Source organism: Vibrio sp. HS-50-1 (assembly GCF_024747315.1).
GTDB classification, from domain to species: Bacteria; Pseudomonadota; Gammaproteobacteria; order Enterobacterales; family Vibrionaceae; genus Vibrio; species Vibrio diabolicus.
This window is the reverse complement of the sequence record NZ_JAMPZF010000048.1, coordinates 1173504-1186160: the sequence shown is the minus strand read 5'-3', so window position 1 is coordinate 1186160 and position 12657 is coordinate 1173504. Positions and strand designations below refer to the sequence as shown.

Annotated in this window: 11 protein-coding genes and 2 pseudogenes; 10 read left to right on the top strand and 3 right to left on the bottom strand. The window is 43.4% G+C overall.

Annotated features, from left to right (window positions below):
- Positions 1–226: 226 nt before the first annotated feature.
- Positions 227–1309: an ABC transporter substrate-binding protein gene (locus NDJ01_RS24520; RefSeq protein ID WP_053807791.1), complete on the bottom strand. Its 1083-nt coding sequence runs from the start codon at positions 1307–1309 to the stop codon at positions 227–229.
- Between the two features lie 208 nt (positions 1310–1517).
- Between NDJ01_RS24520 and NDJ01_RS24515 the strand changes: the two genes are divergently transcribed.
- The 8 genes and pseudogenes from NDJ01_RS24515 to NDJ01_RS24480 all read left to right on the top strand — a co-directional run bounded on the left by NDJ01_RS24515 (position 1518) and on the right by NDJ01_RS24480 (position 8816).
- Positions 1518–2570: an iron ABC transporter permease gene (locus NDJ01_RS24515; protein WP_053807790.1), complete on the top strand. Its 1053-nt coding sequence runs from the start codon at positions 1518–1520 to the stop codon at positions 2568–2570.
- A 2-nt stretch (positions 2571–2572) separates the two neighbouring features.
- Positions 2573–3340 carry an ABC transporter ATP-binding protein gene (locus tag NDJ01_RS24510; RefSeq protein ID WP_053807789.1) on the top strand — a complete coding sequence of 256 codons (768 nt, stop codon included), beginning with the start codon at positions 2573–2575 and terminating at the stop codon, positions 3338–3340.
- A gap of 728 nt (positions 3341–4068) precedes the next feature.
- A complete protein-coding gene (locus NDJ01_RS24500; RefSeq protein ID WP_031817663.1) occupies positions 4069–4845 on the top strand; it encodes an MBL fold metallo-hydrolase in 777 nt (258 codons plus the stop codon).
- Between the two features lie 96 nt (positions 4846–4941).
- Positions 4942–5913 (top strand): GlxA family transcriptional regulator, encoded by a 972-nt coding sequence (locus NDJ01_RS24495; protein WP_065771895.1) that lies wholly within the window; start codon positions 4942–4944, stop codon positions 5911–5913.
- 384 nt (positions 5914–6297) lie between these two features.
- Positions 6298–6507, top strand: a complete 210-nt coding sequence (locus tag NDJ01_RS24805; RefSeq protein WP_368043220.1) for a DUF6538 domain-containing protein — start codon at positions 6298–6300, stop codon at positions 6505–6507.
- Between the two features lie 18 nt (positions 6508–6525).
- Positions 6526–6903 carry a hypothetical protein gene (locus tag NDJ01_RS24490; protein ID WP_053808948.1) on the top strand — a complete coding sequence of 126 codons (378 nt, stop codon included), beginning with the start codon at positions 6526–6528 and terminating at the stop codon, positions 6901–6903.
- 148 nt (positions 6904–7051) lie between these two features.
- Positions 7052–7234: pseudogene (locus tag NDJ01_RS24485) on the top strand (IS5/IS1182 family transposase); the annotation flags it as partial.
- A 244-nt stretch (positions 7235–7478) separates the two neighbouring features.
- Complete coding sequence (locus NDJ01_RS24480; RefSeq protein WP_065646940.1) at positions 7479–8816, top strand: serine hydrolase; 1338 nt, start codon at positions 7479–7481, stop codon at positions 8814–8816.
- A gap of 37 nt (positions 8817–8853) precedes the next feature.
- Here the strand turns inward: NDJ01_RS24480 and NDJ01_RS24475 are convergent.
- A pseudogene (locus NDJ01_RS24475) lies at positions 8854–9369 on the bottom strand (linear amide C-N hydrolase); the annotation flags it as partial.
- A 304-nt stretch (positions 9370–9673) separates the two neighbouring features.
- Between NDJ01_RS24475 and NDJ01_RS24470 the strand changes: the two are divergent.
- Entirely contained in the window at positions 9674–10675 is a 1002-nt protein-coding gene (locus NDJ01_RS24470) for a hypothetical protein (RefSeq protein WP_258587553.1), read from the top strand.
- Between the two features lie 122 nt (positions 10676–10797).
- Here NDJ01_RS24470 and NDJ01_RS24465 read toward each other — a convergent pair whose 3' ends face one another.
- Positions 10798–11604, bottom strand: a complete 807-nt coding sequence (locus tag NDJ01_RS24465; protein ID WP_006742023.1) for a sulfite exporter TauE/SafE family protein — start codon at positions 11602–11604, stop codon at positions 10798–10800.
- Between the two features lie 122 nt (positions 11605–11726).
- On the opposite strand from NDJ01_RS24465, the gene NDJ01_RS24460 reads away from it, so the two are divergent.
- Positions 11727–12521 (top strand): helix-turn-helix transcriptional regulator, encoded by a 795-nt coding sequence (locus tag NDJ01_RS24460; RefSeq protein WP_053808952.1) that lies wholly within the window; start codon positions 11727–11729, stop codon positions 12519–12521.
- The last annotated feature ends 136 nt before the right edge of the window (positions 12522–12657 follow it).

Genomic DNA, 12657 nt, shown 5'->3' with positions numbered 1-12657 from the left:
AGCGTTCAACAGCTAATCGAGTAAAATAAAAGAAACGGCATAGTGATGTGAATTGGCCGTACGAGTACTCATGTGAGTACTCTCTACCAAAGAAAGCGTAAGGCAATAACGCCTGATAATGTCAAGGATTCCCGTTAGAGTCCTTTTTTTGCTTTATAAATCATAAAAATGTACATACGGTAAAGTCAGGTTGATATAAGTTCAACCTGACATATTTCAAAACAGACTACAGCTGCGTGACAAAAGAACCACTTGGCGTGACTGGCAAGTATTTAGCGTAGAAATCTAAGTAGGCTTGCTTTGGATCTAAGTCTTTAAACTGTTCTGGGTACATTGCTTTAGCGTAGAACTGCAGCATCGCGCCATCGAGAATAGTACGACAAGCGCCGTGGTAAGCCGCATACATGCGATTGTTCTTAACCGCTGCAATAGATGACCAGCCAATGCGCTGTTTAAATCCGGCTAAACGCTGCTTCGCAAGTGCCTCATCGACCCCTTGCCCCATCACCATTGCATCATCAGAGCTGCCTGATTCATACCCCGTCATGACAATCACATCAGGGTTAGCAACGATAATTTGTTCTGGGTTGAGTTTTCCCCACCATTCAACAAACGGCGCTGAAATATTGTCTCCACCCGTCATGGTAGCAATCGCACCCCACATATTTTTGCCGAAGGTATACCCGACTTCATTCACGCCAGCAGCACCATACTCGGTATAGACTTTTGGTTTTTCTAGGTTGGCAGACTCAAGTCGCTGAGTGATCATTTCTAGGTTTTGTTTGTATTCATTGGCGATTTTTTCTGCACGCTCTTCTTGACCAGTGATCACACCAATCAGCTGTGTACTTTTCAGGTGGCGCTCCAAAGTTTGTGCGTTGTAATCGACGACAACCACAGAAATTCCCGCATCTTCGATACGTTCGATTTCTGAGCCAAGGCCTTTGTATTGCCAGTCAGCGAGCATCAGGACGTCTGGGTTTAGACTAATGACTTTTTCCGCAGAAAACGTATTGGTATCGACACGACCAATTTCAGGAATTTTGTCAAGAGAAGGGCTGTGTTTAACGTAAAGCTCCCAGTTTGCAGAGCGTGCCTGCCATATGTACTTAGACATACCAACCACGTTGTCATACGCGGCTTCTGTACCAATGGCCATATAGTCTTCTGGATAGAAACCGACAACCGCGCGCTTGGCTGGTGCGTCGAAGGTAACTTCTCGACCTAGTACGTCGGTAACGGTGGTAATTTCTGCAAATGCCGAAGCACTGACAGTAAGTGCAGCAAAACTGAGTAGTGTTTTATACATGGTAACTTAGACTCTTTTCTATATGCCAGTGTCCACTGGATCCCTTATCTTGGTTGCCGATAATAAGCTTTTTATTAATCTTTATGCAAATTATTATCATTTTTGTTAGTATGCTTTCTCAATTTAGTACTCGGCGCGGTTTGCACTGAACAAGCGGCGATGCAGTAGAAAAAGAAAATCTATCCTTTAGGAAATCAGGTAACGTTAGATGCAATCCGAAGCTGTGTTACAAGCCATTGAAAATCAGAGAAAGTATGAGCGGAAACGCTTTGTTGTACTGAGTGTTTTTTGTCTTATTTTGGTCATCTCTTTTGTGCTCGATATCATGACAGGGCCATCAATGTTGGATGCAAGCCGGGTTCTGTATGCGATTTTAGAGTTTATCGGCTTACCGTTTCAGGTTGATGCCTCCACACAAGTCATTGTGACCAACTTGCGTTTGCCGATTGCACTTATGGCGATTGTTGTCGGTGGTTCGCTCGGGGTTGGTGGCGCTGAGATGCAGACGTTGTTAAACAACTCGATGGCAAGTCCTTACACGTTAGGTATGGCTGCGGCTGCGGGTTTTGGTGCTGCAATTACGCTTTATTTCGGTTCATTGGGCTTAGATAGTAATTACGCTGTCCCGCTCGGTGCCTTCATCTGCTGCATGCTTTCTGCGTGTTTTCTTTTCGCGTTGGCCTCAATGCGCCATATCAGCTCAGGTCAGCTAATACTGGCGGGTATTGCATTATTATTTCTTTTTCAGTCGCTATTGTCGTTGGTGCAGTTTGTCTCGTCCCCAGAATTAAGTCAGCAAATCCTATTTTGGCTGTTTGGTAGCTTGTCGAAAGCCACGTGGGGGAACTTGTTGATCACCTCGTTGGTTGTGGTGGCTGGTGTTACTCTGTTACTCAAAGATTCTTGGAAATTAACTGCCCTGCGTTTAGGTGAAGAGCGAGCAAAAAGTGTCGGTGTTAACGTCGCTAAGCTGCGCTTGAAAACATTATTTATCGTTGCCTTGATGACAGCAACGGTGACCAGTTTTGTTGGCATCATTGGGTTTGTTGGTATTGTCGCGCCTAACATTGCCAAAATGTTGGTTGGCGAAGACCAGCGATTCTTCTTACCTCTTTCATTCCTAATCGGCGCGTTTCTTCTTTCGACTGCGTCTGTTCTTTCAAAAGTGATCGTGCCCGGTGCGTTGTTCCCAATCGGAATAGTGACTGCGATTATTGGCGTACCGTTCTTCTTTTGGCTGATTATCGCGAAGCGAGGGTAACGATGCTGACAGCTAAGCAAATTAACATTCAAATTGGCTCATTAAACCTGGCTAAAAATATCGACTTTGAACTCAAGCCGGGTCAAGTAACCGCAATTCTAGGGCCAAACGGAACAGGTAAAAGTACGCTGCTTAAAGCGTTGTTTGGTGACATCAAGTTGGAGTCCGGTGAGGTCAATTATGGTGATAATTCGCTAACGCATAATTCGCTTTCACAGTGGCGAAGCCAGTTTGGTTATATGCCACAAGACATCAATTTAGACGTGAATCTAACAGCGATTGAAGTTGTGTTGCTTGGGCAGTTAGACGCGCTGAGCTTGAGAGTGGGCAATGACACGCTGCATAAAGCGCTGGGTATATTAGACCAGATAGGACTTTCGCATTTGGCAAACAAAGACGTGAGCAAGCTCAGTGGTGGTCAACGGCAAATGATTCTCTTCGCACAGGCGTTAATGCGTGAGCCCAAGATCATGATGTTGGATGAGCCAGTCAGTGCGCTCGACCTTCACTATCAACACGTACTGCTTGAACATTTGGTAAGCCAGACTCGAGAGCGAGAGTATGTCACGATCATGGTGTTACACGACCTTAATTTGGCTGCGCAATATGCAGATAACTTGTTGGTACTGAAAAACGGACATCTGGTGGCAAGTGGTCATCCGAAAGCGATCTTAACTTCAGACCTTGTGCAGAGCATTTATGACGTTCAGGCTCAAGTGATTAACGACGAACATGGCGTGCCATTTATCCGTACTACGCGAGCGTATTAGATCTGGTGAAGTGAAACGGTTGTAAAAAAGCCCTCTCATCAACGGCGACGAGAGGGCGGTATACGGTTAAGTAACTAGATCAAAAGTGCCTAGAACTATTCTTCGTTCGAGACGGTGACTGTGAAGTCCCAGTGATTATCGAAAAAGCTTCTAACCAGTTCAATATTGGTTAAAATGGGCGTTGTTTATCAAATCAGGTAAGGGATATAGTCCTCCTACCTAACTTACCGTCAGTTTCTAGCAGGTACACCTAGCCCCAAGATTTTGTTCATTGCCGTCTCAGAGAGTGAACGGTCGTGATAGCCAGAGTCACTTTTCCACTGAGCTAGTGTATTGTTTTTAATTGTCTCAACAGCTTCATTCCTAGGGGGTCAACCGTTTAGCTTTTGGGGCTTGAACAGTTGCAAAATTTGCAACTGTTGAAAAGGTAATTAAAGATGCTGATTTGTTTCTGAATAAGAAACAAACCCCGACTGACACCAATTGTCCAACAGCCTGTTGGACAAATTAGTCAAAATCAAAAATGCCCCAAACAATGTTACGTCAGTTGTTGAACACTAAAATGGTTTCTATTAGTTTCCCTCAATTTATCTAATAACAACTAATTCCAAGAACAAATTTTTGTCCCAATAGCATCCTTATGTGTCCTTTAAGCCACTTTTGAGCGTCTATCCTATTGCATAAAATGACTCCATTACAGCAAAACACAGCAATACTGGAGCACAATTATGAAAATCACACAAATTCGCAATGCAACACAAGTCATCGATTATGCAGGTAAAACATTCCTTATTGACCCAATGTTAGCGCCAAAAGGCACTTACCCTGGATTTGAAGGAACAGCAAATTCACACTTACGCAATCCAACAGTTGAATTGCCTCTGCCTCTTGAAAGCATCATCAATGTGGACGCAGTTCTTCTAACTCATACTCACCCAGACCATTGGGATGAAACAGCAGTGAATGCGATACCTAAAGATAAATTGATTTTTGTACAGCACGAAGGTGATGAAACTATTCTTCTATCACAAGGTTTTACCAACGTTAAAATCTTCTCTGAAGAGACTGAATATCACGGTATTTCATTTACACGTACAGTCTGCCAGCATGGCTCTGATGCAGCATTCCAACATGATCAAATGGCTGAAATTTTGGGTGAAGTGACAGGCGTGATTTTTTCCCATGCCGATGAAGAAAAGTTATATGTGGTTGGTGATACGATTTGGATCCCAAGTGTAGAAGAAACCATGAAAAAAGAACAACCAGGTGTCGTTATTCTCAATACAGGTTGGGCGCATGTACTGGGCTTTGGTCCTATTATTATGGGTAAAGAAGATGTACTAAAAACACACCAAGTACTACCTAAAGCGAAAATCGTTGCGACTCATATGGGGGCGGTTAACCATGTATTGGTGACTACTCAAGAAATGCGCGAATACGCAGCTGCAAATATGATTAGCGATTTTGTGTTTGTTCCAGAAGATGGTGAAACAGTGATAATCTAGTTTTGATGTCATAAAGCAAACCTATGGCCTGCGTTTATGAACCGCACAGAGTAGTGTACTAACATTGCTCTGTGCATTTTACTTTGGAAACGAACTATGTATCTCAATGAAAACCATAAAATTCCTTCCGTTGCTGTTGTTGTTTTCAATCGCTTTAGCCCGTTTCATATTTCTGTCCCTAGCATTGTGTTTGGAAGAGATACCCTTAATGAAGCTTTTTTCGAGCTTAAATTTGTCGCTGGAGAGGAAGGACCGATTTTATCTGATATCGGTATGGAAATTCATACCGAGGCGCAGCTTGATTTCCTAGAGTATTGCGACATCATCGTTGTACCTTATTGGAGAACAATTGACGAGCGCCCTAATGAAAAGTTGCTCAATGCTCTCTGTCGTGCTCATGCCCGAGGCGCATTGGTTGTCGGTTTATGTCTTGGTGGTTATGTTCTCGCTTATGCTGGCTTATTAGCGGGGAAGCGAGCTGCGACACATTGGGAATTAGAACAGGATTTTAGTCAACGCTTTCCAGAAGTTTCGCTCGATACGAATGCCTTATATGTTGAAGATAGCGGGGTGATCACCTCAGCAGGTACTGCCGCAGGTATCGATTGCTGTCTGTATGTTTTCCGAAAATACTACAGCAGTATGATTGCGAACCGAGTAGCAAGAAGAATGGTTGTGCCTCCATACAGAGATGGTGGGCAAGCTCAGTTTATCGATCAACCTATACCTGTGACGACATCTGATTCACGTATCAATGCATTAATGGACAATATCAGGCGTGATATCAATCAAAAATATTCACTGGATGAGCTAGCAGATTCAGTGATGATGACCCGCCGAACTTTTACGAGAAAATTTAATAGAGCTACAGGTATGTCATTTGGAGAATGGCTGACGGCTGAGCGACTAAACTTGGCTCAGGACCTACTTGAATCTACAGATTTGTCTATTGAACAGATTGTCGCAAAAACAGGGTTTAGCTCAGTTCTCATTTTCAGAGATAAATTTAAAGAGCGTTATGAGGTAACCCCTAACCGATGGAGGAAAACGTTCCACCAACAGCCTTAGACAAATATTCAGCGTTCCAACTAAGGTTTGCCATACATTTCCTCATGTCAATTCCGATTATTAGGGAGGTTAGCGTAGCTCATTAATGTCCAAAATTTTGTTACACATATGTCCGCTATGTTGTCCGCTATGTCTTCTAGAGGATTAATTGGGGTGTGGTAATTTTACAACGTTGGATTTGGGTTATTGTTAAAGTTTGCAGACTTTTGATGCAATGTTATGCGAACTTATGTCGCAAGTAGTCCTTTAACTCGTTGATAGTTGGTTCACACTATGAAGACTTATCTTGCAAGCATCACAACTCCTGCTTTACCCCTACTTATCAAGTAATTACCCTACAAATATAGCTCAGAAAGCGATTGGTACTAAATAGTGGTACTAAACATGCGCTATCTTACTCAACGTTCTTCTTCAGGTATCTGGTACTTCCGTTATCAAATTCCCGCCCGATTTCGATCTTTTTTCCCAAATGGGCGTGAAATAAAGAAATCGCTATCCACTCGTTCACTCAATACTGCTAGATTAAAAGCATCTAAATTGCAGCAGGTCATATGGGAGAGAATGGAGTTGTTAGAAAAGCACAGCAGTGATTGACGCAAGGTGAGAAGCACAGTGCTTAATCACGCACCTTTAGATGATGCCTACATTTCGCAACAGCTAAATGCCATCAAACGGCAAACTCTCTCGAAGCTATCGACCTATATTCAGTTGCTTGAGCGCAACCCCAACTTGTTGAGAGCACAGAAACAGCGTATTGAGTTGCGCAAGAGTGACAGCGACATTCCATCTATCGATATCATTGAGTCGATCTATCCACGCGACGCCAACCCCATAGAGATCGCAGAGGAGCTAGTTTCGTTGAATGACTATGCTTTTGACTTGAACACGCTGCACTATCGTGAAGATATGAAGAATATTCACATAGCGATGGGACAGTTTTATCGAGACTATCAGCGTTGTCTAGACTCGCTGAAACAGCTGGCTCATTAGTACGGCTCCAGTGTTGGTATCTTGAACACCAGTCAGTGCAACAAAAATGTGTATCGTCGAGGAGAGTTTGCGATCAAATAGCAATACGGGTTCTTCATCTCTCTCTGCCTGAATTAACTCCGACACAATATGCTGATAAATTTCATAAAAGCGGTATAGATATCACAAACGTTCACTCTCTGAAACATTGATGTATCGAGTTAAACAGTTGCTAGGAGGGCAACTGAGCTTAAGAAATTACAATGCACAGGTGGGTGAAACTTACGCGATGATAAAAGCGTTGAACAAGCTTACAGGGTTAGGTATGCCTGAAACTTATCGTCTTGACTAAGAAATACACGAAATGGGGCAGCTCTGTCTCTAAACTTAATTACGCAACAAAGCCGTTTTTGAATGATCAAGTCCTCTGAATACGAGTTGGGATATTGTTCCTTAATACTTAGGATTAACCATAGACTCACACTCTATTGCCATTGCTATTGGTAAAGTAGAAACAATACTCGCCTCTTATGCTTTTTTATTCTTTGGAGTAGTGATCAAAGCCACCATGAATAGAAACTAGGAACCTTTAAATAATGAAAATGTCAGAAACACCTTTAGTGATTGCCTTGTGTACGGCTTTTGCCGCATTGCCATCAATGTCTGCGCTTGCAACAAGCGACCTTTATATCAGTGGTATCACAGAGCAAACGACGCCAATTTCCAAGGCAAAAGAGCCACTTTCATTTCAAGAAGCTCAAACAATCCGTAATCGTTTTAGTGTGCCAAATTGGCAGGCTGCTGGTGACGATGGCGTGTATATTAATATGCATTTTTCTTCTTTCTTCCCAGTGGATACCGTGCTTCCAACGCATCCTGTACGAGATTTAGAGCGTGATATTAAACCTCAGCTTTCTAATTTGACATACCAATACAAAGATGGCTCTACCTCCAAAACACTTGATGAGTTTGTTCACAGCGACCAAAGCCGTGTGCAAGCGGTAATGATGGCTCATAAAGGTAAAGTCGTTTATGAAGCGTATCCTGGTATGAACCCTAATGATCAGCATATTTGGATGTCTACTTCGAAGACGACAGTGGGTACAGTCGCAATGATGCTTGCACAAGAAGGTGTGTTGGACCTAGATAAGCCAATCACTTCTTACGTGGCAGAGCTAAAGGGTACTGAATGGGAGAAAGTGAGTGTTCGCAACGCACTGAACATGTCTACAGCTCTTGATCTGGAAGAAACTACGGCCGCCTTCTCCGATCCAAATAGTTGGATTGAAAAGTTTTTTTCTTCATTGTTTACCCCTGTAGGTGATACTTGGATTGAAAAGTTAAAAACCGTTAAGCCGGTTGAGGGACTGAATCCAGGAGATAAATTCCAATACTCCACAGCTGTTACTCAAGCTTTAGTGTTAGCCGTTGAGCAAGCGACCAACAAAAAATGGGTAGATTTGTTTAATGAGAAAGTTTGGTCGAAGGTTGGTGTAGCCGGCCCGTACTCAGTGGGTCTTGCGGCAAATGGTACTGCGGTAGCGGGTGGCTTTAACAGTACAACACCAGAAGACATGCTTAAGTATGCGATGATCTATACCCCAAGCTGGAATAAGGTATCAGACTCTAAGGTTATTAGTGATGAACTGCTGAAAAATATTCAGACGCTAGGTCAACCAGAAGCATATCAAGGCACGACTGAGCAAGGCTACTCAGCTGATTGGTTCGGTGAGAAGGCAGAGCGTAACTCAGCGCAATGGGATGCAGTGTTTGCTGATGGCGCTATGTTTAAGCACGGTAATATGCACCAAGGCATTTACGTTGACCCAGCCCGAGACTTCGTTGCTATCGTTTTTGCGACCTCGCCGAACGACCGTGATGATCACGCCCCGGGTTACTTAAGAGAAGCAGCAAAGCAACTCTCAGGTAAATAAGTGTCTAGCGGCAAGTTGTTATGACTTGCCACTATATTTACTTGTCTAAGTCGACTTTTATCTTTTCGCCTTTTTCTAAGATCTCATACATATTCCACTCCTGATGAGACCAATTGTCTCCCCACTTATACTGGAATACAGTATCACCATTGGTTACATCAATGGTGACTTGATATTCAGTGGCATAGCCGGTCATTTCTCCATCAATTACTCTGTTATTAGCATCATGCGGTATGTTGTATGCGACAGAGGCTAATTTTAGCATCCCATTTCTAGCGGACGTAGGCGCCTCTAATTGGTTTAGGAAATAATTAGCATGAAGATATCGGTCTTCAGGGTTGATTCTTCCCCTGTTTCCGTATTGGGTTTGGCTATCTACAGTAGAAAAGTCCAAATTAACATTGGGTCTCCAGTTCTCTTGATGCTTGGCAACAGATGGCTGGTTGGTCATCACAGCGTTAGCTTCTCCTCGATAGAGTTTCACACCATCTTTGTCATGCTCAATGATGAGTCTGTCTCCACTCGCATCAGTCAATGAGTAATGCAGTGTTGGCGCAACGAGTAGTGCATCGGATTGTGATCCGCACCTACGAAACTGGACATTTCACTAAGCGACTTTCTCATACCTAAAGTTATGCGCATTTTCGTAATTTAAGTGATTACTCTAAGTAACTTTTGTCCAAGAGAGTGCTGGCGCAGTTCAAAGCAGACACTTGCTTTGGGTTACTCGACTCCGAGTAACTTTATTGTTATGTTTCGCAAAAAATATATGGAGAATCTTCTGCGCGTTATTTTTCCAGATGCCGTGCAGAGTAATGTATTGATCGGCTGGGGTAAAAATGAAAACCAAAATAATAATGTCGTTTCTACTCGCTACATTGTGTGTCAGTGTCAGCGCCAGTACGAATGAGCCGAAATACCATTCTGCGCTAACAGTCAAAACGGTATTCAGTGAAGACAGAGATAAGCCAGTAGAAGTCTACTACTGGTATCCCACAACGAATGAAAAAAACAACTTCACGTTTGGTAGGGGTAACATTTTTAAATCAGTCGAAACGCAGTTAGATGCCCCGTTAGCAAGTGGAAAATTTCCCGTTGTGCTTTTGTCGCAGGGCGGAACACGGTCAGCATTTTCCCATAGTGGTTGGATAGCTTCGGGCCTAGCGAAACAAGGTTATGTCGTTGTTGTACCAAAGCCTCCTGCACCAAACGAAATCAATGCAGAAATGGCTGTTGATGAAATCACATTCAGAACCAGTGATTTGGTGCTTGGGCTGAACGAATTAAGTTCGGTCGGGATACTGTCCGGAGGCGTAGATACTGATGCAGTGCAGGGTGTCGGCTTTTTTCTGGGCGGGACATCTATGCTGATGCTCTCCGGAGCGCAAATAAGCCCGGAAAAATACCGAACATCATGTCATGACGCCACCAATATAGACTGTCATTGGTTAAGTGAAAATAACGTTGATATTACCAACATCCCGGATCAAAAATTCCCCCGATTTCAGTCTGAAAACAAACTGAAATCGGTCGTCGTTATCAACCCTGAGCTAACGAAAACTTTTGTCCCTGAAACTCTGGCCTTGATGAACAATGCTATCACCGTGGTGACGCTTTCTGATCGGCTACATCCCGCACTGACACCAGCCGAATCACTTGTTGCTCTTCCCAATGTGACATTTCAAGAGATTCCCAGTGCGAGTCAGTTTAGTGCGTTCGCAGAATGTACTGAGCGTGGCATTAAAATTCTCGCATCAGAAGGGGAGGAAGCACTTTGCCAGGAGCGTGACGAGGTTTCCAGAAAGGATAATCACCAACAAATTTTGGATGTAATTCTGGCTAGGTTAACAGAGTCATAAGAGTGCAACAATGCAGAGCTTTCTTACACATTGTGTGCTTGAACCAGCAAAGCGAGAAGTAAGTTTTTCAGGCTTGTCCCCACACCATATTACAAGACCTATTAATGACGGTATTATTTGCCTTAATTAAGTACTTGTACCAGCATTTTAAAACTCAGAAGAACACACAAAATACCAACGATTTTCTTAAGAACTTTATTTGGGAAATACTCTGCGCAACGCACGCCGAGGCTAGTAGTTAAGTAGCTGCTAATGGAGAAGCTGATCATTGCAGGAAGATATATGTATCCTAATACTAAGTTGTTCCAATCTGTATTTTCCCATCCGTTTAACATGTAACCGAGGCTTCCAGATAGCGCGATAGGGAAACCTATCGCAGCAGAGGTGCCAATAGCTCGTTTTACCTCAAAATTTTGCTGGACAAGATAGGGGATGATCAACCCCGCACCGCTTATTGAGACAAGTGCTGATACAGAGCCAATCACAGAGCCTACAGTGATATTACCGATAGCCCCATGTGGGTTAGGGTTGTACTCATTTTCAGTGTTGAGAAACATCTTATAAGCTACATACAACATGAATACGCTGAAAAAACCTGCCAGATAGATCCCCTGTAGATACGATGCTACGAATGTGGCGCAAAATGTTCCGACTAGAACTCCGCTCAACATTTTTACTACCATTGTCGAGTCTACATTCTCTTTTTTGTAGTGAGCGCGCATGCTGCCCAATGTTGTAATAATCATTGAAGCCATTGATGTCCCTAACGCAAGATGGACCACTTCTGTATCAGCTATTCCCTGTAGTGAAAACAGAAACGCAAAAATAGGGACGGCCATTCCACCACCACCCACACCAACGAGTCCAGCGAGAAAGCCAATGCCCAAGCCTGCTGTAATGTAATAGATAATAAAGATAGGTTCGTTCATGATGGTTCTGCCTTCGATAAAATGGTCGTTGCTAAAATGTTACTCGAACGCTAACTTGCTATGGTAACGTTAAGAGGACAGAAAATAATGAATAATGGCCAAAATGGAATTGAGTAAATAAAGTGACAAACTCTGACTACAGCGAATGGAAAAATGGAGCCGCACTGATCGCTAAGGAGTGGCAGCATGAAAGGAGCGACTTCAACCATTTGGATCAACGGCCACATAATTGGCACAGTCATCATCGAGGCCAGTTACTGTGTATAGATGAAGGGCTAATTCAGGTCAAAACCGATGAAGGAACGTGGATACTACCACCTCACCGAGCTGGTTGGATCCCCCCGGGTGCGATGCACAGTGTTTATTTTTGTGGTTCTCTGAAAGGTCGTTCATTACTGTTTACTCCAGAGAGCTGTGAGCGGTTTCCAATGAGACCTTGTGTGATCCAAATGAGCGATGTGTTGAAAGCCCTATCGGTTAGAGCATCGATATGGAGCAAAACAGACGATCTATCCATACAGTCTTTACGTATTCTCGCCGTAATATCCGATGAAATCGTCAATAGCCCTCATGAGTCACTCCACATCCCACTGCCCAGAGATCCGAGACTGCAAAAAGTTACTCAAGCGATTTTAATAGACCCAAACAGCAAACATTCTGTGGAGCATTGGGCAAAGATCGGGGCAGTCTCATCTCGGACGTTAAGACGATTGATTCGAAGTGAGTTAAACATGAGTTTTAGTGAATGGCGGCAACAAGCACTGCTAATACATTCGTTAGAAATGATGGCTCGCGGAGAATCCGTAGGAGCGGTTGCACATGCTTTGGGTTATTCGACGCCCAGTAACTTTATCGCGATGTTTCGTCGGGTCTATGGCGATTCACCCACGCGTTACTTTTCGAGTCGTGGCATATAGTTGCCAAGAGCTTACCTAAATTAGGTTCGTTTTTATGTACTGAGGTTTTACATACATTTACTCACCCAACATAAGCAAGTGCTTCTAGCTTCTTTCTGCCCAAATGAGCTGAAATCAATTTCGAAGTGGATAATAG

What these genes read in the sequence shown, in the direction of transcription:
- NDJ01_RS24520 (WP_053807791.1), bottom strand. Translation starts at nt 1,309, where the DNA reads ATGTATAAAACACTACTCAGTTTTGCTGCACTTACTGTCAGTGCTTCG.
- NDJ01_RS24515 (WP_053807790.1), top strand. Translation starts at nt 1,518, where the DNA reads ATGCAATCCGAAGCTGTGTTACAAGCCATTGAAAATCAGAGAAAGTAT.
- NDJ01_RS24510 (WP_053807789.1), top strand. Translation starts at nt 2,573, where the DNA reads ATGCTGACAGCTAAGCAAATTAACATTCAAATTGGCTCATTAAACCTG.
- NDJ01_RS24500 (WP_031817663.1), top strand. Translation starts at nt 4,069, where the DNA reads ATGAAAATCACACAAATTCGCAATGCAACACAAGTCATCGATTATGCA.
- NDJ01_RS24495 (WP_065771895.1), top strand. Translation starts at nt 4,942, where the DNA reads ATGTATCTCAATGAAAACCATAAAATTCCTTCCGTTGCTGTTGTTGTT.
- NDJ01_RS24805 (WP_368043220.1), top strand. Translation starts at nt 6,298, where the DNA reads ATGCGCTATCTTACTCAACGTTCTTCTTCAGGTATCTGGTACTTCCGT.
- NDJ01_RS24480 (WP_065646940.1), top strand. Translation starts at nt 7,479, where the DNA reads ATGAAAATGTCAGAAACACCTTTAGTGATTGCCTTGTGTACGGCTTTT.
- NDJ01_RS24470 (WP_258587553.1), top strand. Translation starts at nt 9,674, where the DNA reads ATGTCGTTTCTACTCGCTACATTGTGTGTCAGTGTCAGCGCCAGTACG.
- NDJ01_RS24465 (WP_006742023.1), bottom strand. Translation starts at nt 11,604, where the DNA reads ATGAACGAACCTATCTTTATTATCTATTACATTACAGCAGGCTTGGGC.